Origin of the sequence: Roseinatronobacter sp. NSM (genome assembly GCF_052379845.1) — a bacterium.
Classification (GTDB): domain Bacteria; phylum Pseudomonadota; class Alphaproteobacteria; order Rhodobacterales; family Rhodobacteraceae; genus Roseinatronobacter.
Genome location: NZ_JBQTCF010000016.1, coordinates 22,333 through 44,510 on the forward strand (window position 1 = coordinate 22,333; position 22,178 = coordinate 44,510).

The window sequence follows — 22,178 nt, forward strand, 5'->3', positions numbered from 1 at the left end:
GCTGACCGGGGGGGGCTGCATCATGCCCAAAAGATGGCGGTGCGCGTGATGCGCAAGGCCCGTGTTATAGCGGCACACCAGTGTAATTTTGCGCAAACAGCGCGCGTGCCGTGGGGTCTGCGGACAGCAAATCCAGCTCAACGCGCTGCATTTGCTGGTCATAGTCCGAATGCTCCGGGAACCTGTGCATCATTGTGGTGACCGACCACGAAAACCGCATCGCTTTCCAGATACGGGCCAAGGCCTGTTGTGAATACCCGTCCAACCCGCTGGCGTCGTTTGTGCCGTAATAGGCAAGAAACGCCTGTGACAGGTAATGCACATCCGATGCTGCAAGGTTCAGGCCCTTTGCGCCGGTGGGGGGGACAATATGGGCCGCATCGCCACACAGGAACAATGCCCCCCAGCGCAGTGGTTCAGACACGAAGCTGCGCAGCGGCGCGATTGATTTTTCGATGGATGGCCCGGTGACCAGATCGGCGGCAACATCGGCGGGCAGGCGTGCTTTCAACTCGGCCCAGAACGCATCATCGGACCAGTCTTCGACCTTGTCGGTCAAAGGCACCTGAATGTAGTAGCGCGAAAGCATCGGGTTGCGCATGGATGCCAGCGCGAAACCGCGCGGGTGGTTTGCGTAGATCAACTCCTCGCGCACGGGCGGTGTTTCGGACAGCACCCCCAGCCAGCCGAAGGGATAGACCTTTTCATATTCGCGCCGCACGTCATCGGGGATGGACCGGCGGCTTACGCCATGAAACCCGTCGCATCCCGCAATGAACTCGCATTCCAGCCGGTGGGATGCCCCGTCCTTGTCCCATGTCACATAGGGGCTGTCGGTTTTCAGGTCGTGCAACACCACGTTTTCCACGCCGTGAATATGGGTCGCGCCCAGGGCGTCCTGGGCTTCGTACAGGTCGCGTGTAACCTCGGTCTGGCCATAGACCATGACTGTCTGCCCGCAGGCTTCCTGAAAATCGACGCGGATCATTTGCTGGTCACTGCTTAGGTAACAGCCATGATGTGGCTGCCCCTCACGGTCCATGCGGTCCCCGGCGCCGGCCTGCTTCAGCAACGCGACAGTGCCGCTTTCCAGCACCCCTGCGCGAATGCGCGACAGCACATGTTCGCGGCTTTGGCGTTCCAGAACAACTGTTTGAATGCCTGCCTTGTTCAACAATTGCGACAGCAAAAGTCCTGACGGCCCGCCCCCGATAATGGCAACCTGTGTCCGCATGCGGTGTTCCTTCCCATAATATCTGTATCTGATGGGCATATTAAGCGCTGCCGCCTGAACGGGAATGGACTACTAAGGCCAATTATGGTATTATTCGGACATGAGCGACCAAACACAGCCCGTCTATGACATTCCTGCATGGCACCTGTATGGGGAACATGCGCCTTTCCCTGATATAGCGCATATGGAACGGATAATTGACCGTGCCGCCGGGCTTGACTGGCAGATAAAGCCGCATCGCCACACCCATCTGTTGCAGATTTTTCTGTTGCTATCCGGCCAGATCACCTTCCATGCCGAAGGGCAGCAGCGCGACCTTGCCCCCCCTGTTGCGCTGTGTCTGCCGCCGACTGCGGTGCATGGCTTCGACTTCTCGGCGGGGACCGAGGGGTGGGTGCTAAGCCTGCCGGTGCATCACTTCGCGGAATTTCTGGCCGACGGGGCAGAACTGGCCTTTATTGCGCATAAACCGGCTGTGCTGTCCCCGGACCCCACTGTTCAGGACAGTTTCACGCGGTTGTTTGACATCTGGTCGGGGAACACGCGCTTTCGCAACACCGAATTGCGCTGTGTGCTGGGCCAGATCCTGTGCGCGTTGTTCAAGGATCATGGCCTGTCATCAGGCGCGGAGCCAACGCGCCATGATCCCAGAATTCCGCGCTTTCAGGCGCTGATTGCGGCACAGGCGCAGGGGCATTGGCCTGTGTCGCGCTATGCCAGTGCATTGGGCATGTCGACGCGCAATCTGGCGCGGCTGTGCAAACAACAAACCGGACTTGCCCCCCAAGCCATGATCGAAGCCCATCTGATGCGCGAAGCCGCCCGCCTGCTGGCCTATACCCGGATGAACGCGCAAACGATTGCGCACAGGTTGGGATATGAGGATCCAAGCTATTTCAACCGGCGGTTCCGCGCGTTTGCCAATATGTCACCGGGGGCTTATCGTCGCCGGCTGGACCAGTAAGGGCCGCCGCGCAGCCTTGCCTTCGGGCCAAAGGCGACATTTTGGCGGCGCGCCATGCCCCGCTGTCATTTCCTGATCTTGCGCCCCAGAAGTTCCAGCCTGTGGCCGTGCAACCGATACCCTAAGCGGCGCGCGATTTTTTCCTGCAATGCCTCGATCTCGGGGTCGCAGAATTCGATGACATCGCCAGTGTCCATATCAATCAGGTGGTCGTGATGGTCACGCTGGCTGTCTTCGAACCGCGCACGGCCATCGCCGAATTCCAGACGGTCCAGAATGCCCACTTCTTCCAGCAATTTGACTGTGCGATACACAGTCGCCAGTGAAATGCGGGCGTCCAGCGCATTGGCGCGGGCGTGCAATTCCTCGACATCGGGGTGGTCCTTGGCCTGTTCGATCACCTGCGCAATCGTGCGGCGCTGGTCGGTCATGCGCAGCCCCTGCGCTTCCAGTCGGTCAAGGATGGTCTTGCTCACGCGTGCTGTCCTGCTTCGGTCGGTTGTGCCAGTCTAGCCGCAAGGGCGCCCGCTGAAAACCGTCAATCCTGTGACGGCCTGCCATAATACAGCCCCACCACATGTTCCGCCTGTGCGAAGAACAGCCAGCGCTGAACACCCATTCCCGCGACATACGCAACAACAGCCAGTGCGACCGTCAGGGAACTGACGGGCACCATCAACAGCAGCAGGGCGGGCAGAAGGGCACCAAGGGCCAGCGCAATCAGGCGCAGCTTATGGGCATGTTTGCGCCCCACCACATGCACCATTTCGCGCAACAGGTAGTTTTGCCCCGAATGCGGCGGTTCCAGCAAGCGCACACGTCCCAGATACCCCAGGCCCGTGGCCGTTCCCGCGTCGGTCCCTGATTGCGCAAACTGCCGGTCGCCCGCAACCCAATGCGCAGCCATGGCCACCGCCAGCGCCAGCATGCCCCACAGGGCCAGCGTGCCCAGCCCTGCCAGCAAAGCGCCCCCCGCCAGCGCGGCCACCCCAAAAACAGCTGGTGTGCTGACATGATGCCAGCGCGGAACGGCCTTGATCTGGGCATAGATCATGGCAGTCGCAAAAATTGTGGCCAGCGCCAGCACGGCCCCCAGAACACCGAACAGCGGCAGGCCATACCCGGCAAAAACCGAGGCCGCGGCATGCGGGGCCATCACCAGGAATGTGGCAGCGGCCAGCACCGCTTCGCGCGACAGCCAACTGGACCGCCATTGCGAAAACGCCTTGAGCGCGCGTTCAGGGTGCCCCAGATGGAAGGCCGCTGCCACAAGCCCGGCCCCTGACAGACCGTATCCCAGCCCGAACAGCACAAACGCCACCAGCCCTGAAGGCGCGCGCAGGCCCAGACCCAGCCAGACCAGAAGCCCGAAGCCAAGCCCGGACAGCACAGTAAACATAATAAGCGACGGTGCAGGATGCATGGATCACAGCCTTTCCAAAGCGCGGTCAAGCCAGCCAAGAAACCCCGTGGCGCTGCCTGTCCCAGGGTCGCACAGGCTGGCAAGATCGGGGGCCTGCAATGTGTCGCGGCCACGCGGGGGCAGGTATTTGTTAACGGGGTTTGTGCCCTGTTCGGGCATCAGGTCAAACCCGCCACGCGTGGCGACAAGGCGCGACACGTCGCTGTCGGGATCGCCCAGATCACCGAAATGGCGTGCGCCAGCGGGGCAGGTGCGCACGCAGGCAGGTTCGCGGTCTTTCTCGGGCAGGTTTTCATTATAGATGCGGTCCACGCACAGGGTGCATTTCTTCATCACTTTCGCGGCCCCGTCCATTTCCCGCGCGCCATAAGGACAGGCCCAGGCACAAAGCCCGCAGCCGATACAGTCGGTTTCGTTAACCAGAACAATGCCGTCCTTCATGCGCTTGTAACTGGCCCCTGTGGGGCAGACCGTCACGCAAGGGGCGTCATCGCAATGCAGGCAGGATTTGGGAAAATGCACCACCATGGGCGGGGCTTCCGCGCGCGCAACCTCGAATGTGTGGACGCGGTTCAGGAAGGTGCCTTCGGGGGTGGCGCCATAGGCGTCTATATCCGAGAGTGGCGCTCCGTAATTTTCGGTATTCCAGCCCTTGCATGAAATCACGCAAGCATGGCACCCCACACAGGTGTCCAGATCGATGACCAGGCCCAGTTTGCGGTCGGTTGATGCGGGAAGGGTTGTCATAGGGCGCACCCCTTCTGGGTTTGGCGGCGCCGCAGCGTTGCATGAGTATTTTTTGCAAGATGAAGCTGCATGACAGTCATTCCTTGACCTGATGCGCCAGATCACGCGGCGCGGGCGGCACGGGGGAGGTTTGCGCCCGATGGGCGGGGGCGCTGAGTGTCTGTGTGGCGGGGGCTTTTTCAATGCGCACGCGCAGGTCATACCAAGCGGCCTGTCCGGTGACGGGGTCGGAATTGGCCCAGCGCAGCCCGTCCCCCTTGGGCGGGAGCAATTCGTGAATCAGGTGATTGAGCAGGCTGGATTTCGTGGCCTCTGGTGCGGTGGGGGTTAGCGCCCATGCCCCGCGCCGTTTTGCAACGGCGTTCCATGTCCAGACGGTGTGCGGGTTGAGCGCGTCCATGCGCACCACAGGCAGGGTGATCTGGCCATGGGGCGAGGTGAGCGTGGCCCAGTCGCCCGGCGTGAAGTGGTGGCGCGCCCATATGTCGCCCGAGACATAGAGTGGTGTGGTCCCGTGGATTTGCCGCAACCATGCGTTCTGGCTGCCCCATGAATGATAATGCGCCATAGGGCGTTGGGTCAGGGCATGCAGGGGGTAGGTGGCAGGGGCGGTTTCGGTATCGGTGAAAGTGGGATACCAGATTGGCAGCGGGTCCATGGTCCGGATCAGGCGCGCGCGCAGATGGTCGGGCGGCTGGCGGTGGCCATGCCCTTCTGCTGCCAACTGGAACTTGCGCAAGGGTTCGAGATACAGGTTGAACAGATAGGGTTGCGGGCTGTCATAAAGCCCGCGCGCAACTGCCCAATCCTGATAGGCCGCGTTCCAAGGTTTGAAGAATTGCGCAGCTTCGGGGATATGGTCGATCCAGAAGCCGCCGTTTTCGATATAGCGGTCGATCTGGGCAGGGTTGGGGGTGCCGCGCCCGCGCCCTGTGCCATCGTCATTGCGCCAGCCCGCCAGTGGACCGACACCGGGGCGGCGTTCATGATTGGTGATGTAATCAGCATAATCCCTGAATTTCGGCGTGCCATCAGCGGTGACCATGCCGGGCAGACCAAGGCGCGCGCCAAGGTCCAGGAGCACGGATTGGAACGGGCGCACATCGCGGTCAGGGTGCACGACAGGCCAGCGAATGGAATCGGCCAGCGCGTCGGCCTCGCAGATGGGGCGGTCCAGCAGCGAAATGCAGTCATGGCGTTCCAGATAGGTGGTGTCGGGCAGGACCAGATCCGCGAAGGCCACCATTTCTGAGCTGTAGGCGTCAGAATAGATGATGCGCGGAATTTTATAGCTGCCATCGGCGTTCTGGTCGGTCAGCATATCCATGACCGCGCTGGTATTCATGGAGGAATTCCATGCCATGTTTGCCATATACAAAAACAGCGTGTCGATGGGATAGGGATCGCCTGCATGGGCATTGCTGATGACCATATGCATCAGCCCATGCGCTGACAGTGGCGCGTCCCATGAAAACGCCTTGTCAATGCGCTTTGGGCTGCCATCGTCATGGATCAGCAGGTGTTCCGGTCCCAGCGGATAGCCCAGATGCGGGCCGTCCAGCGGCTGGCCGGGGGCGTGGCGGGCATGGGGTCTTGGATGTGCCTCGGGTGGTTTGGGATAGGGGGGCTTGAAGCGGAACCCGCCCGGCGTTTCCACGCTGCCAATCAGGATTTGCAGCATATGCAGGGCGCGCGCAGTCTGGAACCCGTTGGAATGCGCGGAGATGCCGCGCATGGCATGCATGGCCACGGGCCGGCCCACCATTGTTTCATGACGCTGGCCGCGAAAGTCCGTCCATGGCTGGTGCAGGGTGATTTCTTCTTCAAACGCCACGCGCGCAATCTCGGTGGCGATGGCGCGGATGCGCGACGCTGGAATGCCGCAGCGTTCGGCCACAGCGTCAGGCGCATAGTCGGGCGACAGGTATCTGTCCGCCAGATGGCGGAAGACGGGCAGATGTTCCCCCCCGCCAAGCACCACGCCCGCCGCCAGATCGGGCGCAATACCGGGCGTGTCCCATGCCAGCGCCTGCCCCGTGCGGCGGTCGCGCACCATGGGTTTGCCGTCCTTGTCGCGCAGGAACAGGCCCTTTTGCGGCCCGTCATGGGCATTGACCAGATAGGGCGCATTGGTATAGCGGATCAGGTAATTCAGGTCGATCTGCCCGGCGCGCAGCAATTCATGCACCAGCGACAGGATGAACAAACCATCTGTCCCCGGCGTGATGCCCACCCAGTCATCTGCAATGGCGTTATAACCCGACCGTATGGGATTTATGCCAATGACCCGCGCGCCGCGCGCCTTCAGTTTGCCAAGGCCCATCTTGATGGGGTTGGAATCGTGATCCTCGGCCACGCCGAACAACAAAAACAGCTTGGTGCGGTCCCAGTCGGGTTGGCCGAATTCCCAAAATGCGCCGCCCATTGTATAAATGCCCGCTGCCGCCATGTTGACCGAACAAAAGCCGCCATGCGCGGCCCAGTTCGGGGTGCCGAAGGATTGCGCCCACCACCCCGTGAAACTTTGTGACTGGTCGCGCCCGGTGAAAAAGGCCAGCTTCTCAGGGGCAGTATCACGCAGCGGTTTCAGCCAATCCGTGGCCAGGGCAAGCGCTTCATCCCATGAAATTTCCTGAAATTCCCCCGATCCGCGCGGCCCGACGCGTTTGAGGGGCGCGCGCAGCCGGGCAGGGGACAGGTGCTGCATGATCCCGGCCGAACCCTTGGCACACAGAACGCCCTTGTTCACGGGATGGTCGCGGTTTCCTTCAATATAGGCAACGCGCCCGCCCTTCATATGGACATTTATTCCGCAACGGCAGGCGCACATGTAACAGGTGGTCTTGCGCACCTCGTCTGACGGGTTGGGCGACAATGTTGCATCTGGCTGGACCGGCATTGTGTTTCCTGATTTTGTTCCGCCACAAGGGCAATATGCGAAACAGTTTCATCCGCAAGGAAGCATTATCAGAACCATTTTGTCCAGAGGGCAGATTTATTGGAACATCCTTACGCGATCCGACGAAAACACGACAGGTTGGTAGAATTGTCGAAAAACGGGACGCTGCCGGAAATGTCCTCGCCGGTGACAAGGGCATGGGCTTCAGCCAGCACCACTTCGGTGATGAAGGGCAAGTTCAGTTTGCGGGCCTGCGCAAAGGGCACCCAATGCAGATGTGCCAGTTCATCGCAGGCGGATGAAAAATCATCCAGATCACCCGTGACATGCTGCGCATCTGCCAGAAAGAACCGTGCGTCAAACCGGCGTGGCCGGCCCGGCGGTGTAATTGCACGGAAAATATAGCGCAGGCCCGATGCATCAGGCACAAGCCCATGCGCCGAAAAGCGCGCCCAATCTGCGGGCGGGTTGGGCCAGTCGCCCGCGCGCCCCAGCATCAGGCCGGTTTCTTCCCACAATTCGCGGATTGCCGCCGCGGCAAGCGCATTCGGGCCGGGCGCATCATGCGACAAACGCGCCGCGCATCGCCCCGCCAACGGGCGCGCCAGCGGAATTTCGGCATCTGTGGTGTCGACTGCCCCGCCGGGGAACACGAATTTGTCGGGCATAAAAGCCGCTGTTGCGCCGCGTTGCCCCATCAGGACCTGTGGCCCGTCATTGCCTGTGCGCACCAGAACCACGGTTGCTGCGTGCCGAATGGCTGTTTTGTCACCCGTTCCGGTCATCCACCCCCCCGAAGCCGTGCATACGGCGCGACCACTGGATGGCCACGATCATGCCCTTGAACCGGGGAAGAAGGAATAGCGAAAGTGCCACCAACAGCAAGGAAAACCCCGTAAACAGAAGGACGGGGTTCGGGTCCCAGCGGAACATCACCGCCACCATGGCGGGGGTGACAAGTTTCAGCGTGACAAGCATCGTCAAATAAGCGGGGCCGTCATCGGCGCGCTGGTGGGACAGATCCTCGCCGCAAGCGGGGCAGGTGTCGCGCACCTTCAGGTATCCGCGCAGCAAGGGGGCGGCCCCGCAGGCGGGACATTTGCACTGCAGGCCGCGCAGCACCGCAGGGGACAGGGGCCTGTCGTCATCAATCTGGTCTGTCTGGGTCGCCTGCATCATGGGCCGCCTTTTCTGTGTGAGTGTTTCCATATAAATTACGGTGACATATATTGCATCAGGGATTCCGGTTTTGCGGCACCATGTCGCAATAAAATGCGTAGGTGCGCGACGGAAACACGGCCTTGCCCCGTTTTCAGGACATCAAGCGGCACAAACCGCCGTGTATATACCGAAAGGACCGAACCGATGAAAACACCTCTTATGCTGATGATCGGGGTCACCACACTTGGCCTTGCCGCGCTGGCGGCCGATGCCCGCGGCACCGAACGCCCGGCCCTGCCTGGGTTCGAACAGCTGGACCAGAACCAAAGTGGCACCATCACGCTGGAAGATTTCCAGACCCATCTGGGAACCCAGCGCAGTGGGCAGTCCGACCAGATAGTTGAAAAGCTGATGGAACAGGCGAACGCTGACGGGCTGCTGGACGAATCCGCGCTGCGTGCCGGGTTGGAGGCCCTGGCCCAGGGCCGACGCGCTGCCATGACCGGCCAGCGCCGGGGGCCGGGGGCAGGGGATCGCGCAGATGTTGCGCAGCGCATGTTCGGGCGCATTGATGCCAATGATGATGGCGTTGTCGATGCGCAGGAATACGAGGCATTCACTGACCGCATGCAAACGCGTATGACACGCCAAGCGGGCCGCAATCAGGGTAGTCACCGGGGCTACGGGCCAAAGAACCGCGCGCATAACTGAATGCGCCTGACTGCGCGGGGACGCGCTGGCTAGACAGGGAAACGCATAGTGCCACGCGATATGGACGCGGCCAATCACGACGCCGGCCTTCTTGCGCAATTCGCGCAAGGCGACCGGCTGGCCGCGCAAACCCTGACGGACAGATTGGCCCCGCGCATCCTGCGGTTTGCGGCGCGCATGCTGGGCGACCGGACCGAGGCCGAGGATGTCACCCAAGAGACAATGCTGCGCCTGTGGCGCATCGCACCCGACTGGCAGGACAGCGGCATTGCGCCTGCTGCATGGGCGTTCAGGGTTGCGGCCAACCTGTGCACTGACAGGTTGCGCCGCCGTCGGCCCGGTCCGACGGAAATGCCCGACCTGCCCGATGACACCCCCGGCATGGACGCCCGGATGATGCAAACCGCCCGCGCGGCGGCACTGGACGCAGCCCTTGCAGCATTGCCAGAGCGGCAACGACAAGCCGTCATTTTGCGCCATCTGGAAGGACTGTCCAATCCGGAAATCGCGGCCATCATGATGATCGGGGTCGAGGCCGTCGAAAGCCTGACAGCCCGCGGCAAACGCAATCTGGCTGCGCTTTTGTCAGGGCAAAAGGATGAATTGGGGTATGAAGATGACCAATGACACGCATAAAAACCACGCCACCGACCCGCTGGACATGTTCTTTGATGCCGCGCGCGCCGATCCCCCTGCGGTGTCGCCGCAGTTGCGCGCCCGCATTCTGGCAGATGCCAGCCGCGTGCAGGCGGGGGCATGCAGGCCGCACCGCGCCTCACCATGGCAGCGGCTTCGCATGTGGTTTGGTGGCTGGACCGCGCCATCGCTTGCGGGGGGGCTGACTGCCGCCGCCGCCGGGTTCTGGTTCGGGGTGGCCGCGCCCATGCCTGTTGCGGCGCTGGATGCGCCTGTGTGGCTGCAAGACACGCTAAGTTATCTTGATGTAATCAGCACCCCGATTGTCGGGCTGGATGATCCGCTTCTGTTGGGGTTTTGAGATATGGCACAGACCGACCAAAAACCGCGTATGCCGCGCTGGGGCAAAGTTGCCCTGACGCTGTCAGTTATCCTGAATCTGGCCTTTGCGGGCCTGATCGGGGGGGTGGCCGCGCGGGCAGGGTTTGACGGAACCCCCCTGCGCGCGGCAATTTCCGCCCTGCCCGTTGATGACAAGCGCGCCTTTCGCCGCGACAGCCAGCGGGATTTGCGCGAAAACCGGCAACGCCCGCACAGGCCCATGGCAACACAACAGATGATCGACAGCCTGCAAGCTGATGAGTTTGACTCAGACCAGTTCACCGCTGCGCTGAATGCGGCGCAACAAGACCTTATCGACATGGGCAACCGCATCCAGACCCGTCTTGTGGCGCGTGTGGCGTCAATGACCCCGCAGGAACGCCAGACCTATGCCGCGCAATTGCAGCGCCGCCTGCAGGACCGGGGCGGCCGGGATTGGGGGCGCGCGCGTCCCCAAGACTGAGCAGCGCCGTCAGGCCGCAGCGATCTGGCCGGTCACAACGCGGTTGCGCCCCCCTCGCTTGGCGGCGCGCAGGGCATCATCGGCCTTGCCGACGATCGCTTTCGCAAAATCCGACATCCCGCCCTTGAACGCGGCATGTTGTACCGCCACCCCGATGGACACGGATAATTGCAGCGCAACATCGCTGCCCGCAACCACATAGGGGCGCGCATGCACGACCCTGCAAATCCGTAAGGCCACACGCCGGGCCGCAGCACTATCCGCACCGGGCATCACCACGACAAATTCCTCGCCGCCATATCTGGCCAGGATGTCCGTGTTGCGCAGGGCCGCGCGCATGCGCCGCGCCACTTCGGTCAGGACATCATCGCCGGCATTATGCCCAAAGCGGTCATTGACCGTCTTGAAATGGTCCAGATCGATGACCAGAACCGCGCAATCCGACAGGACGCCCGACTGCAGGTCTGCCGCGACACGGGCCATCTGTGCGCCCAGATACCGCCGGTTGAACAACCCCGTCAGCGGGTCGCGCACGGCCTGATCCAGTTGTGTTTCAAAGGCCTGTTGCAGCGCGTCCCGGCCCTGTTTCTGATGCAGGATCTTGGCAAGTCGCAGATGCGCTTCTTCGGCGTCCAGCGGTTGATGTAACACTTCCCTTGCGCCCAGATCCAGCGCCATTGCACCCAGCAATTCCTGCCCTTCGGGCAGCATGACACACAGCTCTGCCTGCCGGGTCTGGTTGCGCGACAATAAATCCGGGATAACCTGCAACCCCTTTTGCAAAATCACGTCAGGCGACACCAGAAACATGTCCGGCATGGCCGCGCCAGAGTCCAGACGCAGCGCCTGTTGCAAGCTGAGGCAGGTACAGGACATATCCGGCATGGCTTGCCGCAATTCGGTGCAAAATCCCGCGCAGGTCGTTGCGCTGTTGCAAATCACGGTCAGGCGCGATTGTTGCATGAAGGGGCGCGCCCCGTCGGCCATGCCTGAAACCGATGGCAGACCCACAGGCAAGGCCGCGCCTGCCCTGTGGGTCTGCGCGCGCAGCAAACTGCGAATGCGCCCCATAAGGTAGGAATCATCCAGCGGCTTGGACAGAAAATCATCAGCGCCCATTTGCAGCGCCCTAAGGCGCTGCTGGCGATCGGCGGTTGCGGAAAACAACAACACAGGGATGTCCCGTGTCGCAGTATTCGCGCGCAGCACCTGACACACATCGATCCCGTCCATATCCGGCAGGCGGTAATCCAGCAAAATCAGGTCGGGGCGTTCATTTTGCGCAAGCGCGATGGCCTGCTGCCCGCAATCGGCCAAAAGGCAGTCATAGCACGCCGCCTGCAGCTTCGCGCGCAAGATTGTTCTGTTAATCGAAAGGTCATCGACAATAAGTATGCGTCCTGACATACGTTTCATCCTATGCAAGGTTAACCACAAGTTACGCTGCATTCGTTAACAAACCCTTTAATCCCGCAAGCCCCCCATCACAGGATTGTTTGCATGAACCAAAGCACCGCCGAGCAAATTGCACTGGACGCTTTCACATGGCTTTGCACCCAAGAGGAGCTTTTGCCGGTTTTCCTGAATGCCAGTGGTGCTTCGGTTGACGACCTGCGCGCGGCCATCAGCGCGGCCGGGGGGCCGGATGTGGCCCTGCTTGGGGCTGTGCTGGATTTCATTGCAATGCGCGACGACACGGTGATCGCCTGCTGCGCGGCACAGAATTTGCCAAATGACGCAGTGGCGCGGGCACAGGCGGTGCTGGCCGGTCATGCGGGAATGCATTGGACATGACGCATGAATGCCCCTGATTGGCAGACTTGCCCTTGACTTCCGCCCCGCCAGATTGTGTATCGCGCGACAAGCCTGCACCTATGTAATCAAGGGAACAGCCCATGCACGCCTATCGCAGCCATACCTGCGCCGACCTGACCGCCGCCCAAGTGGGTGAAACTGTGCGCCTGTCCGGCTGGGTGCACCGCATCCGCGACCATGGCGGCGTGTTGTTCATTGACCTGCGCGACCATTATGGCATCACGCAGATTCTGGCCGACAGCGACAGCCCCGCCTTCGCCGATATCGAAAAACTGCGCGCGGAATATTGCGTTTGTATCGAAGGCACGGTCAAGGCGCGCGATGCGTCGCTGGTCAACACAAAGCTGAAAACCGGCGAGATCGAAGTTTACGCCCGCAAGCTGGATGTTCTGGGCGCGGCTGATGATTTGCCGCTGCCCGTTTTCGGGGAACCCGACTACCCGGAAGAAACGCGCCTGTCCTACCGCTTTCTGGACCTGCGCCGCGACGGCCTGCATGCCAATATGATGTTGCGCTCCAATGTGGTGCGGTCCATGCGGCAACGCATGTGGAACACGGGATTTACCGAATTCCAGACGCCCATCATTACTGCATCCAGCCCCGAAGGGGCGCGCGATTTTCTGGTGCCGTCACGCCTGCACCCCGGCAAGTTCTACGCCCTGCCGCAAGCGCCGCAGCAGTTCAAGCAATTGATCATGGTGTCGGGGTTTGACAAGTATTTCCAGATTGCGCCCTGTTTCCGCGATGAAGACCCGCGCGCCGACCGCTCGCCCACGGATTTCTACCAGCTTGATGTGGAAATGAGCTTCGTTGAACAGGAAGACGTGTTTTCCACCGTTGGCCCCGTTCTGCAAGGCGTGTTCGAGGAGTTTGCGGGCGGCAAAAAGGTTGACCCCGCCGCGGACTGGCCGCGCATCCCCTATGCCGAATCGCTGTTGAAATACGGCACCGACAAGCCCGATTTGCGCAACCCGATTGAAATGCAGGTGGTGTCTGACCATTTCCGCGGATCGGGTTTTGCGATTTTTGCGAAACTGCTGGAAAATGACGGGACCGAGATTCGCGCCATTCCAGCGCCCACGGGCGGGTCGCGCAAATTCTGCGACCGGATGAACGCTTTTGCGCAGGCGCAGGGGCTGCCGGGGATGGGGTATATTTTCTGGCGTGCCGGTGATGACGGGCTGGAAGCCGCTGGCCCGCTGGCCAAAAATATCGGCCCCGAACGGACCGAGACCATTCGTCAACAACTGGGCCTTGGCGAAGGCGACGCTGCTTTCTTCCTTGGCGGCAAGCCTGCGCAATTCGAAAGCGTGGCCGCGAAAGCGCGCGACGAGATTGGCCGCGAATTGAAGCTGCTGGATGAAAACCGCTTCGCTTTTGCGTGGATCGTTGATTTCCCGATGTATGAAGCAGATGCCGAATCCGGCAAGATTGATTTCAGTCATAACCCGTTTTCCATGCCCCAAGGTGGTATGGACGCGCTGGCGGGCGACCCGCTGAAGGTGCTGGGCTATCAGTATGATCTGGCCTGCAACGGCTATGAATTGCTGTCGGGCGCTATTCGGAACCACAAGCCGGAAATCATGTATCGCGCGTTTGAGATCGCGGGCTACCCGAATTCCGAAGTGGACAAGCGATTCGGCGGGATGGTCAAGGCGTTCAAATTCGGCGCCCCCCCGCATGGCGGTTGTGCAGCGGGCATTGACCGCATTGTGATGTTGTTGGCAGATGAGGCCAATATCCGGCAGGTCATTATGTTCCCGATGAACCAACGCGCAGAAGACCTGCTGTTGCACGCGCCATCAGACCCGACAAATGAGCAGTTGCGCGACCTTGGGCTGCGGCTGGCGCCGAAATCCTGAACGGATGGCCGCGCGCGATACCCGCGCGTCCAAAATGCGGAAATTCGCGCGCGGGCGCGGTGCGGGCCAGAAGGCCAAAGGGGGCACGCCCCCTTTGGAAACCCCGTGGATATTTAAGCCAGAATGAAAGAGCGCAGCCCATGACAGGGGCAGGGCGAGATACAAAAAAAGCCCCACAGAAATGGTGGGGCTTTTTGGTGATTGCGGGCGAAGAAATCAGTTCTTCGCGTAGAATTCGACCACAAGATTGGGTTCCATCTGCACCGGATACGGCACATCACCCAAGCTGGGTGTGCGCACGAAAGTCGCGGTCATTTTGGAATGGTCGACTTCCAGATAATCGGGCACGTCACGTTCGGCCAGACCAACAGCCTCCAGAACGATGGCCAGTTGCTTGGACTTGTCACGGATGGCGATAACGTCGCCTTCGCGGATACGGTAGCTGGGAATATTGACGCGCTGGCCGTTCACAGTGACATGGCCGTGGTTCACGAACTGGCGCGCGGCAAACACGGTCGGCACGAATTTTGCGCGGTAGATCACGGCGTCCAAGCGGCGTTCAAGCAGGCCGATCAGGTTTTCACCGGTATCACCTTTGATACGCTCGGCTTCGGCATAGATGCGGCGGAACTGCTTTTCGGTCAGGTCGCCGTAATAGCCCTTGAGCTTTTGCTTGGCGCGCAACTGTGTCCCGAAATCGGACAGTTTGGTTTTACGGCGCTGACCGTGCTGGCCGGGGCCATAATCGCGGCGATTTACGGGGCTTTTGGGGCGGCCCCAGATGTTTTCGCCCATGCGGCGGTCAATTTTATACTTGGCAGACGTGCGTTTTGTCACGGCTGATCTCCTTCCGAAATCGGCCCAAGTGGGCCTGTGAAGGGCGTTGTCCTTTCCCTGAGGGGGAGACAGGCTGTCCCTTGCGGGGGCCACCAACACCAATGAATGCCCACAAGCTGGCGCTTGGGGATGGGGGCTTATACACCTGCGCTGGCGGGTGTCAACTGCCATTCCCCCGCGCGCGCCAGCTATGCGGCCAGAAGGGCCGTTTCTGCCCGGCCAAGACAGCGGCGTGCCGTGTCCCCATAGCTGACAGCGCCCGCCGCGCCCAGTTCGGGCAGCACTGCGCGCAACGTGGCAAGATGAGGGCGCAGCACTTCTGGCGCGGCAAAGGCAGGGTGGAAGCTTTCGGTGGGCACGTTATTTGCGAAGATCACCTGATGGCGTTCCAGCAGAAGATGTATATAGGTGACCCCGTGTAGCGCCATATCCTGGCTGACCCCGGCATGGTCCAGCAAATCGCCAGCGCGCACCAGCACTTCGTCGTTGTTAAACAATGCCCGCGCACGTGCGCCCTGTATCAAGACCCGGTGTCCGGCCGAAACGCGCAGATCATCAATGGGTTGCGCGGCGCCCAGGACGCCGCTGCACAGTCGGATCGGGCGTAAATGCGGGTAACGGCGCATGGCCATCCCGCATACGCGGCTGGTCCCTGTCCAGATGACCGGCTGTGGCCCGTCATCCTGCGTCAGGACCAAGTCGCCGGCTTGTATCTGATGGATGGCGCGCGGGCCTGACGGGGTTGCGATCAAGGTGTCATCCGCGAAACAGATGATGTCTTGCTGCTGTGCCAAGGCGGGGGCAGCGGGGGCGCGGCATTGTTCAGTGTTCACCGCGCTTTCGATGACAAATAATGTTTGATCCTGCGGCGGCATTCCGTCTGCAAACACGGCAATCCATCGTCCGGCAGCGTGGACAAGACGGGCACTGAACACCGTTGTTCCATCGGTCAGGACAAATCCCATCATGGGCGCTTCTGGCCGGTGGGGCAGGGCGTCGGCTGGGGGCACATGGCCCCCAAGGCGGGCCGCGACATGGCGCGCGCGGGCGCGAATGTCACGCGTTGCCCCAAGCATGCCCCCCAGACGCAGCACATCGCCCTGCCCGTCAAGGCAGTGGATTTCACCGCGCCAGCACCATGACGACCCGACGCGCAGCCATTGCGGTTCCAGTCCGGCAATACCGTCGGTTTGTGTCGAATTCCAGTCAAGGGCAAAAACCCCGACCAAAAATGCTGCGCGTGTCATATCTGCCCTTGCCCCTGCTGCTTTGGTGCAGCTTATGTGCAAAATCTAGCAGAAAATCGCGTTCAAAACCAGATGGATAATCTGGATGACGGCAAACTTGCGTGCAAATCTGTCAGCACACGCCCCAGGATCTGGCAATCATGGCGGCCTGTGTGCGGTTGCCTGCGCCAAGGCGACGATACAGGGTTTTGACATGCAGCTTGATCGTTGGTTCCCGCAAGCCCAGATCGCGGGCAATTTCCTTGTTGGTTTTCCCGTCACACAGCGCCTTGAGCACATCGAGTTCGCGCGCTGTCAATGCCGTGGCGGACAGCCCTTCTGCCCCGGGCGGGTGAAATTCGGGCGCTTCTGCAGGAAACAGGAAATCCACAGGAACAAACCGTTCCCCAAGCGCCATGAACCGTATTGCGCGCAACAAGGAACGCGCGGGCATGGATTTGGGCAGGAAGCCCCGCGCGCCCATCTGGATGGCGCGTTCGGCAACATCGCGGGTTGCGTTGCCTGAAAGGATAACCACGGGGGGGGCGGTGTCGGTGTCCATGAAGCGGCGCAGCCCCTGCAGCCCGTCCATGCCGGGCATGTCATAATCCAGCAAGGCCAGGTCAAAGCCCGGATGCGCCGCAACAGCTGCAATCGCATCTTCCATATCGGTGGCTGCAACGATTTCCATGTCTGTTTCCTGCTGCAGAAAATTCTGCATCATGTCCAGAATCAAGGCGTGGTCATCGGCAATCAATAGTCGCATAAGATGACTTTCCAGAAATCCGTGCACACTTAAATTTGTGGTGCCTGAGATAGAGCTGCAACTAATTCGGCGCCGGAAACGGAACGCGACACCACTGCAGTGATAAGTTCGCTATCAAAATAATTTGCAAAACGCAACTCCTGTGATGCTAAAGTCACAAATACTTGCAGTTTGCAATTAACCGCCTTCAATTCTTTTGCAAGTTCTATCCCGGATATCGGTTCCAGATCCTGACTGATCACTACTGTGTCCCACGCTTGGGGGTCTTCGCGGAGTGCGTCCAGTGCATCATGGGGGTCTGTGCTGCTTGCAACCTCGGCGCCGGCTGCAGTCAGAATTTCTGCCATGACTTGCAAGGCGCGGTCATCAGCATCAACAAGCAGGATATGGCGGTCCAGAAGCGGTTGCCCCGCCAAAAGCACAGCGCCCCGCCCATCCTGACCAGCGGGGGTGGGGACCGGCAGAAACAGCCGCATCGTGGTTCCCCCGTCGGGGCCATCCAGCACCTGCAGGCCCCAGTTCCGCGCCGTGACAATATGCGCCACGATAACAAGCCCAAGGCCGGTTCCCGCGTCGCCCTTGGTTGTGAAATACGGTTTGAACAGGTCGGACCTGTTCGCCGGAGAAATGCCCGTGCCGGTATCTGAAATATCGATGACAATATACGGGGTTCGCGCCGCAACCTTGCCGATATCGACAGCTGGCACAGGCAGGATGCTGTCATGCGTTTCAATGCGCAAGGTGATTTTCCCGCCCTCTGGACCTTGCTGGCGGATGGCATCGGCGGCGTTCATGATCAGGTTTATGAACACTTGCATCATTTCGGTGCCATCTGCCTGCGCGATGGCAGGTTTTGCGCCACAGTCAACCATGACCGCGATTTCCTTGCCCAGACCGGGCCGGACCAGTTCGACGGATTGATTCAGCACCTCTGGCAGGTTAATCATGCCCGCTGCCGGTTTCATGCGGGCAAGTTTCATCAGGTTGGCAACAAGCGCCTGCCCCTGCAACCCGGCCGCATGGATGCGCGCCAGCCCCGGCGCCATGTCGGTGCCTGCCTTGGGTTGCAGAATGTCCACTGATCCCACAATCGTGGCAAGGATATTTGCGAAATCATGGGCCAGCCCGCTTGCCAGTTGGGACGTAAGCTGCCTGCTTTGGGCGATTTGCAGCTGTTCGCGCAATCGTTGGCGCTCAACCTCGGCAAGGCGGCGGGCCGTGACATTGCGCACCAAGGCGAAGATACTGCCATCATCCTGAACCGATAGCGACAGATCATACCACGCATCTTGCCCGTCAGCATCTGGCAGCATGACTTCATCAGCCCAATAGCCTTCGTTCAGCAGGTCGGCCCAGATGCCGCTTAATGTTTCCATATGTTGCGGCGCAACCAATTCATGCCAATACAGGGTGGAGATATCGGTATCTCGCGCGACACCCAGCACCTTGCGAAAGGCACAGTTCAGGTAGGAAAACCGCCCATCCGGAAACAGAATGGCAATCCCTTCGCGCGTGGCTTCCATTGCATGCACCTTGTCGCGCAGGGCGCGCGCTTCGGCCAGTTTATGCGATGTGATGTCCACACCCACGACCATGTAGCCCTGCACATATCCTTCGGGGCTGCGCAAGGGCTGGATGTTCAGATCCAGCCAATAGGAAACGCCCCGGCGGCTGCGGGCCTGAACCTCGGCGTTGATGCTGTGGCCATTGTCCAGCATCTGACAAAAATTACCAACCAGATCAGGCGCAGTTTCATGCAGGTGCAGAATATGGCTGGGTCGGCAGCCAAGGGCCGCTTTCACCGCATAGCCGGTGCGCGCCACGCTGGCGGGGTTCATCCATGTTACCAGCCGGTCCTTGTCGGCCAGCATGATCAGGTTGGTTGACAGTTCCGCAACCCGTCCCAACTGCCGGATCTGCCTGTCCTGCACATAGCTTTCGGTCACATCGCGCACAACAAACAGATAGCCATGCGCCTTGTAGGGGTCATCACGGTGGCGCCGGGTGGCGGTCAGGGTGAAGCGCTTTTCGCCTTCTGGAAATGGCAAAGTGTAGGAAAAACTATGGGACCAGCCAAAATGGTCAACCTGTTTCATGGCCTTGCGCACGATCTTTGCCACGCGCTGGGGCAGGACGCCTTCGGGGGCGCGCCCGATCACTTCGTCGGGGTTCAGGGCGAATACAAGCGGATCACTTTGGTTAAATCCGACGATCGTCCCTTCGCTATCGGTTTCAACCAGCAATTCCGGCAGCGTCGATACCATCGCGGCCACGCGCGCGCGCTCTCGCTGCAATTCGGACCGGGTGCGCAGCAGAACACGCGACTGTTCTGCCCGGCTTTGCGCCAGCCCGATGGCCGCTGCGAAGCCCAGCATCTGGCTGTCCTCAAGGTCCGTGAAAACCCGGTGGCCGCGCACGAAATCCAGACCGACAAGACCGACCAAGTCCCCGTTGCACCACAATGACGACGCAATAAGTGATTTGATTTCCTGTTCTTCCAGCAATTGGCGAAAAGCAGTGCCTGCGGGGACGTTGTTGATATCCACTATGAACGCCCTGCCGGATGTGCGGAATGCCTGCCAGAACGGGTCACCCATTTCATAGGGCAGGCGCTGCAATTGCGCCTTCAGGGGCGTGATGCCTGCGGCGCACCATTCATGCGTATTGTCGACGCTAACCGCATCCTTGATTCGGAAAATATAGGCGCGGTCGGCGCCCATGGCCTGACCAATCATTTGCAGGCTTATGGCAATGGCATTTTCCAGATGCTCGGGCGTGCATCGGTGCAGCAGGCTTTGGGCATCGACAAAAGCACGCATTGTGGCAAGCGGGCTTTGGGTGTCTGGTGCGGACCTGACATCTATATTGCGCGTTTCAAGCATAGGCCCCCTCAAATTCCTTGCAGAATCACCCCGACAAAAATGCGCAGCATTGCTTGATTATCGTATTCCCGCTATTTAGGCAAAGCTGAAGCATATCAAGTTCCATACGGAGGCTTTCTTGGACGAGTTACACACTGGCCGCATGACAAAGGACGGCATTCGACTTCATGAACCGGCAGATTTTGCCGGAATGAACAAGGCCGGTCAGCTTGCTGCCAGAATACTGGACGAGATTGCCGAGCATGTCTTTCCCGGGCAAACCACCGGAACGCTTGACCGTATCATCACCGATAAGGTTGCCGCAGCGGGTGCGACCTCGGCCACGATCGGGTATCGGGGGTATCAGCACGCCAGTTGTATTTCGGTCAATCATGTTGTGTGTCACGGCATTCCCGGCGCGCCCATCCCCATGAGCAAGGATGAGACAATCTCCAAGGACCCGGAAAAGCGCCGCCCCGATGATGCGCTGAAAGATGGCGATATCCTGAACATTGATGTCACTGTCATCGTGGATGGCTGGTTTGGCGACACCTCGCGCATGTATGTGGCGGGCACCCTGCCGCGCCGCGCCGAGAAGCTGATTCAGGCAACCTATGACGCGCTTATGCTGGGCATCGAAGCGGTGCGGCCGGGCAATACATTCGGTGATATCGGGCAGGCCATCCAGTCCTATGTAGAAAGCCAGCGCATGTCCGTTGTGCGCGATTTCTGCGGGCACGGACTGGGGCGGGTGTTCCATTCGCCGCCCAACGTGTTGCATTACGGGCGCGCGGGCAGCGGCCCGAAGCTGGAAGAGGGCATGTTCTTCACCATTGAACCCATGGTCAATCTGGGGCGGGCGGAAACAGTTGTTCTGGCTGATGACTGGACCGCCATTACACGCGACAAAATGCTGTCAGCGCAGTTCGAACATTCCATCGGGGTGACGGCAAGCGGGTTTGAAATCTTTACCCTGTCGCCGGCGGGCCGCTTTCATCCGACATGGGGCTAGCTTTGCGCGCCGCGACATGGCGGCCCCTGTCAATCATGGCGTTGACGACCCCCCCCAACAGCACGACATAGGCCGACAGGTAGAACCACATCAACAAGGCCACCACCGCCCCAAGTGATCCGTATACTTCATTGTAGCGGCCGAAATTGGACAGGAAGTAGGAAAACCCCACCGAAACCAGTATCCACAGCACCATGGCAAGTGCCAGCCCCGGACGAATGCTGGCCGGACTGCCCCGGTCGCGCACCGGGCCAATTTTGTAAAATACCCATAGCCACAACGCGACCATACCAAAGCTTACCGACCAGCGCGACACTTCGACCAGCAGTGCATCCAGCCCCGCCAGCGGAAAGATGGCCAGCGCCACCGGCAGCACCAGCAGCGCCAACAAGGCCACCACCCCCGCCAGAACCATCCCAAGCGTAATGACCGCAACTGTCAGCAAGTGTCGCACGCCTGTGCGCCGTTGACTGCCGTAAATGGTGTTCATGCCACGCAGCATGGCATCCACCCCCTGCCGCGCCAGAAACAGCGCAGTCAGCGTGGACACCAGACCCGCCCAACCCAGTGTTCCGTCATTGGACCACACCAGCCGCATGACTTGATTTTCCAACAAGGTGAATGCGGCAGGGGGCACAAGGTCCTGAAGCAATGACAACTGGTTTTGCAACGCGGCGGGGTCGGCAAAAACCCCGAACAACGAAATAAACGCAGCAATTGCGGGAAACACCGCCAGCAATGTAAAGAATGCCACGCCCGCAGATATCAACCCGATATTGCGATCAACCATGACTGCATAGAAATCGGAACTGACCCTGTATATCGTTTTTACAGTGTGAAGCACTACAAATCAGATTGCCAGATCATCAAGGCTTTTGCCGGATTCCAATGCCGCCACAACCCAACGCGGTTTGCGCCCACGCCCGGACCATGTTTCTGACCGGTTCGCGGGGTTGGCGTATTTGGGTTCGACGGTTTTTCGTGGCTTCACGGCGGTTTCATTCAGCAATTCCGCTAAGGTAAAGCCCCGCTCTTTTGCAACGACTTCCAGTTCTGCAATTGCGGCCCTGCGTTCGCGTTCATGGAAATTCTCGATCGCTTTGGTAACATCTTTTTGCAATTTCTTTAGTTCCGGCAGGGAAAGTTCGTTCAGGTCAAACATGGCGTCCTCGTAATATTT

At 60.2% G+C, this 22,178-nt stretch carries 22 protein-coding genes; 8 read left to right on the forward strand and 14 right to left on the reverse strand.

Translation table 11 applies throughout. The features are described 5' to 3' along the window. Positions 1 to 64: 64 nt before the first annotated feature. A complete protein-coding gene (gene pobA / locus ACTZWY_RS10280; protein ID WP_444790617.1) occupies positions 65 to 1,234 on the reverse strand; it encodes a 4-hydroxybenzoate 3-monooxygenase in 1,170 nt (389 codons plus the stop codon). A gap of 100 nt (positions 1,235 to 1,334) precedes the next feature. On the opposite strand from pobA, the gene ACTZWY_RS10285 reads away from it, so the two are divergent. Continuing rightward, positions 1,335 to 2,198 carry a helix-turn-helix domain-containing protein gene (locus ACTZWY_RS10285; RefSeq protein WP_444790618.1) on the forward strand — a complete coding sequence of 288 codons (864 nt, stop codon included), beginning with the start codon at positions 1,335 to 1,337 and terminating at the stop codon, positions 2,196 to 2,198. Between the two features lie 65 nt (positions 2,199 to 2,263). Here ACTZWY_RS10285 and ACTZWY_RS10290 read toward each other — a convergent pair whose 3' ends face one another. From ACTZWY_RS10290 to ACTZWY_RS10315, 6 genes are all read right to left on the reverse strand, one after another. After that, positions 2,264 to 2,629 (reverse strand): Fur family transcriptional regulator, encoded by a 366-nt coding sequence (locus tag ACTZWY_RS10290; protein ID WP_444790670.1) that lies wholly within the window; start codon positions 2,627 to 2,629, stop codon positions 2,264 to 2,266. Positions 2,630 to 2,736: 107 nt separating this feature from the next. Continuing rightward, positions 2,737 to 3,621: a dimethyl sulfoxide reductase anchor subunit family protein gene (locus ACTZWY_RS10295; RefSeq protein ID WP_444790619.1), complete on the reverse strand. Its 885-nt coding sequence runs from the start codon at positions 3,619 to 3,621 to the stop codon at positions 2,737 to 2,739. Between the two features lie 3 nt (positions 3,622 to 3,624). Next, positions 3,625 to 4,368, reverse strand: coding sequence for a 4Fe-4S dicluster domain-containing protein (locus ACTZWY_RS10300; protein ID WP_444790620.1), 744 nt, complete (start codon positions 4,366 to 4,368; stop codon positions 3,625 to 3,627). A gap of 76 nt (positions 4,369 to 4,444) precedes the next feature. Then, positions 4,445 to 7,267, reverse strand: a complete 2,823-nt coding sequence (locus ACTZWY_RS10305; protein WP_444790621.1) for a molybdopterin-dependent oxidoreductase — start codon at positions 7,265 to 7,267, stop codon at positions 4,445 to 4,447. Between the two features lie 110 nt (positions 7,268 to 7,377). Next, positions 7,378 to 8,052, reverse strand: coding sequence for an NUDIX hydrolase (locus ACTZWY_RS10310; RefSeq protein ID WP_444790622.1), 675 nt, complete (start codon positions 8,050 to 8,052; stop codon positions 7,378 to 7,380). After that, on the reverse strand, positions 8,036 to 8,446 hold the full coding sequence (locus tag ACTZWY_RS10315; protein WP_444790623.1) for a DUF983 domain-containing protein: 411 nt from the start codon (positions 8,444 to 8,446) through the stop codon (positions 8,036 to 8,038). Before ACTZWY_RS10315 ends, ACTZWY_RS10310 begins: the two co-directional genes overlap by 17 nt. Positions 8,447 to 8,632: 186 nt before the next feature. Here ACTZWY_RS10315 and ACTZWY_RS10320 point away from each other — a divergent pair, with 186 nt between their 5' ends. From ACTZWY_RS10320 to ACTZWY_RS10335, 4 genes are read left to right on the forward strand one after another with little or no spacing between them, the layout of a single operon-like run. Continuing rightward, positions 8,633 to 9,139, forward strand: a complete 507-nt coding sequence (locus tag ACTZWY_RS10320; protein ID WP_444790624.1) for a hypothetical protein — start codon at positions 8,633 to 8,635, stop codon at positions 9,137 to 9,139. A 60-nt stretch (positions 9,140 to 9,199) separates the two neighbouring features. Beyond that, complete coding sequence (locus ACTZWY_RS10325; RefSeq protein WP_444790671.1) at positions 9,200 to 9,766, forward strand: RNA polymerase sigma factor; 567 nt, start codon at positions 9,200 to 9,202, stop codon at positions 9,764 to 9,766. Beyond that, the gene (locus ACTZWY_RS10330) at positions 9,750 to 10,136 is read left to right on the forward strand and encodes a hypothetical protein (RefSeq protein ID WP_444790625.1); all 387 of its coding nucleotides are present in this window, start codon (positions 9,750 to 9,752) and stop codon (positions 10,134 to 10,136) included. The genes ACTZWY_RS10325 and ACTZWY_RS10330 overlap by 17 nt, the downstream gene beginning before the upstream one ends. Before the next feature lie 3 nt (positions 10,137 to 10,139). Then, positions 10,140 to 10,619: a periplasmic heavy metal sensor gene (locus tag ACTZWY_RS10335; protein WP_444790626.1), complete on the forward strand. Its 480-nt coding sequence runs from the start codon at positions 10,140 to 10,142 to the stop codon at positions 10,617 to 10,619. 9 nt (positions 10,620 to 10,628) lie between these two features. Here the strand turns inward: ACTZWY_RS10335 and ACTZWY_RS10340 are convergent, their stop codons facing one another. Beyond that, positions 10,629 to 12,026 carry a diguanylate cyclase gene (locus tag ACTZWY_RS10340; protein ID WP_444790627.1) on the reverse strand — a complete coding sequence of 466 codons (1,398 nt, stop codon included), beginning with the start codon at positions 12,024 to 12,026 and terminating at the stop codon, positions 10,629 to 10,631. Positions 12,027 to 12,119: 93 nt separating this feature from the next. On the opposite strand from ACTZWY_RS10340, the gene ACTZWY_RS10345 reads away from it, so the two are divergent. Together ACTZWY_RS10345 and aspS are read left to right on the forward strand one after the other, a co-directional pair. Beyond that, positions 12,120 to 12,413, forward strand: a complete 294-nt coding sequence (locus ACTZWY_RS10345) for a DUF3572 domain-containing protein (protein ID WP_444790628.1) — start codon at positions 12,120 to 12,122, stop codon at positions 12,411 to 12,413. A gap of 101 nt (positions 12,414 to 12,514) precedes the next feature. Then, on the forward strand, positions 12,515 to 14,296 hold the full coding sequence (aspS, locus tag ACTZWY_RS10350) for an aspartate--tRNA ligase (RefSeq protein ID WP_444790629.1): 1,782 nt from the start codon (positions 12,515 to 12,517) through the stop codon (positions 14,294 to 14,296). A gap of 216 nt (positions 14,297 to 14,512) precedes the next feature. Here the strand turns inward: aspS and rpsD are convergent, their stop codons facing one another. The 4 genes from rpsD to ACTZWY_RS10370 form a co-directional block, all read right to left on the reverse strand. Continuing rightward, positions 14,513 to 15,133, reverse strand: coding sequence for a 30S ribosomal protein S4 (gene rpsD, locus ACTZWY_RS10355; RefSeq protein ID WP_444790630.1), 621 nt, complete (start codon positions 15,131 to 15,133; stop codon positions 14,513 to 14,515). Between the two features lie 188 nt (positions 15,134 to 15,321). Continuing rightward, positions 15,322 to 16,380, reverse strand: coding sequence for a Hint domain-containing protein (locus tag ACTZWY_RS10360; protein WP_444790631.1), 1,059 nt, complete (start codon positions 16,378 to 16,380; stop codon positions 15,322 to 15,324). Between the two features lie 112 nt (positions 16,381 to 16,492). After that, entirely contained in the window at positions 16,493 to 17,125 is a 633-nt protein-coding gene (locus ACTZWY_RS10365) for a response regulator (protein ID WP_444790632.1), read from the reverse strand. A 29-nt stretch (positions 17,126 to 17,154) separates the two neighbouring features. Next, positions 17,155 to 20,007 carry a PAS domain-containing protein gene (locus ACTZWY_RS10370; RefSeq protein WP_444790633.1) on the reverse strand — a complete coding sequence of 951 codons (2,853 nt, stop codon included), beginning with the start codon at positions 20,005 to 20,007 and terminating at the stop codon, positions 17,155 to 17,157. Between the two features lie 142 nt (positions 20,008 to 20,149). Between ACTZWY_RS10370 and map the strand changes: the two genes are divergently transcribed. Then, a complete protein-coding gene (map, locus tag ACTZWY_RS10375; protein ID WP_444790672.1) occupies positions 20,150 to 20,998 on the forward strand; it encodes a type I methionyl aminopeptidase in 849 nt (282 codons plus the stop codon). On the opposite strand, the gene ACTZWY_RS10380 is transcribed toward map, so the two are convergent. Next, positions 20,955 to 21,788, reverse strand: coding sequence for a YihY/virulence factor BrkB family protein (locus tag ACTZWY_RS10380; protein WP_444790634.1), 834 nt, complete (start codon positions 21,786 to 21,788; stop codon positions 20,955 to 20,957). The two genes, map and ACTZWY_RS10380, sit on opposite strands and share 44 nt — an antisense overlap. A 60-nt stretch (positions 21,789 to 21,848) precedes the next feature. Next, positions 21,849 to 22,160 carry an H-NS histone family protein gene (locus tag ACTZWY_RS10385; RefSeq protein ID WP_444790673.1) on the reverse strand — a complete coding sequence of 104 codons (312 nt, stop codon included), beginning with the start codon at positions 22,158 to 22,160 and terminating at the stop codon, positions 21,849 to 21,851. Positions 22,161 to 22,178 lie beyond the last annotated feature (18 nt).

Excerpts from the sequence above, each read along its gene's own strand:
- pobA (WP_444790617.1), bottom strand. The coding sequence starts at position 1,234 with ATGCGGACACAGGTTGCCATTATCGGGGGCGGGCCGTCAGGACTTTTG.
- ACTZWY_RS10285 (WP_444790618.1), top strand. The coding sequence starts at position 1,335 with ATGAGCGACCAAACACAGCCCGTCTATGACATTCCTGCATGGCACCTG.
- ACTZWY_RS10290 (WP_444790670.1), bottom strand. The coding sequence starts at position 2,629 with ATGACCGACCAGCGCCGCACGATTGCGCAGGTGATCGAACAGGCCAAG.
- ACTZWY_RS10295 (WP_444790619.1), bottom strand. The coding sequence starts at position 3,621 with ATGCATCCTGCACCGTCGCTTATTATGTTTACTGTGCTGTCCGGGCTT.
- ACTZWY_RS10300 (WP_444790620.1), bottom strand. The coding sequence starts at position 4,368 with ATGACAACCCTTCCCGCATCAACCGACCGCAAACTGGGCCTGGTCATC.
- ACTZWY_RS10305 (WP_444790621.1), bottom strand. The coding sequence starts at position 7,267 with ATGCCGGTCCAGCCAGATGCAACATTGTCGCCCAACCCGTCAGACGAG.
- ACTZWY_RS10310 (WP_444790622.1), bottom strand. The coding sequence starts at position 8,052 with ATGACCGGAACGGGTGACAAAACAGCCATTCGGCACGCAGCAACCGTG.
- ACTZWY_RS10315 (WP_444790623.1), bottom strand. The coding sequence starts at position 8,446 with ATGATGCAGGCGACCCAGACAGACCAGATTGATGACGACAGGCCCCTG.
- ACTZWY_RS10320 (WP_444790624.1), top strand. The coding sequence starts at position 8,633 with ATGAAAACACCTCTTATGCTGATGATCGGGGTCACCACACTTGGCCTT.
- ACTZWY_RS10325 (WP_444790671.1), top strand. The coding sequence starts at position 9,200 with ATGGACGCGGCCAATCACGACGCCGGCCTTCTTGCGCAATTCGCGCAA.
- ACTZWY_RS10330 (WP_444790625.1), top strand. The coding sequence starts at position 9,750 with ATGAAGATGACCAATGACACGCATAAAAACCACGCCACCGACCCGCTG.
- ACTZWY_RS10335 (WP_444790626.1), top strand. The coding sequence starts at position 10,140 with ATGGCACAGACCGACCAAAAACCGCGTATGCCGCGCTGGGGCAAAGTT.
- ACTZWY_RS10340 (WP_444790627.1), bottom strand. The coding sequence starts at position 12,026 with ATGTCAGGACGCATACTTATTGTCGATGACCTTTCGATTAACAGAACA.
- ACTZWY_RS10345 (WP_444790628.1), top strand. The coding sequence starts at position 12,120 with ATGAACCAAAGCACCGCCGAGCAAATTGCACTGGACGCTTTCACATGG.
- aspS (WP_444790629.1), top strand. The coding sequence starts at position 12,515 with ATGCACGCCTATCGCAGCCATACCTGCGCCGACCTGACCGCCGCCCAA.
- ACTZWY_RS10360 (WP_444790631.1), bottom strand. The coding sequence starts at position 16,380 with ATGACACGCGCAGCATTTTTGGTCGGGGTTTTTGCCCTTGACTGGAAT.
- ACTZWY_RS10365 (WP_444790632.1), bottom strand. The coding sequence starts at position 17,125 with ATGCGACTATTGATTGCCGATGACCACGCCTTGATTCTGGACATGATG.
- ACTZWY_RS10370 (WP_444790633.1), bottom strand. The coding sequence starts at position 20,007 with ATGCTTGAAACGCGCAATATAGATGTCAGGTCCGCACCAGACACCCAA.
- map (WP_444790672.1), top strand. The coding sequence starts at position 20,150 with ATGACAAAGGACGGCATTCGACTTCATGAACCGGCAGATTTTGCCGGA.
- ACTZWY_RS10380 (WP_444790634.1), bottom strand. The coding sequence starts at position 21,788 with ATGGTTGATCGCAATATCGGGTTGATATCTGCGGGCGTGGCATTCTTT.
- ACTZWY_RS10385 (WP_444790673.1), bottom strand. The coding sequence starts at position 22,160 with ATGTTTGACCTGAACGAACTTTCCCTGCCGGAACTAAAGAAATTGCAA.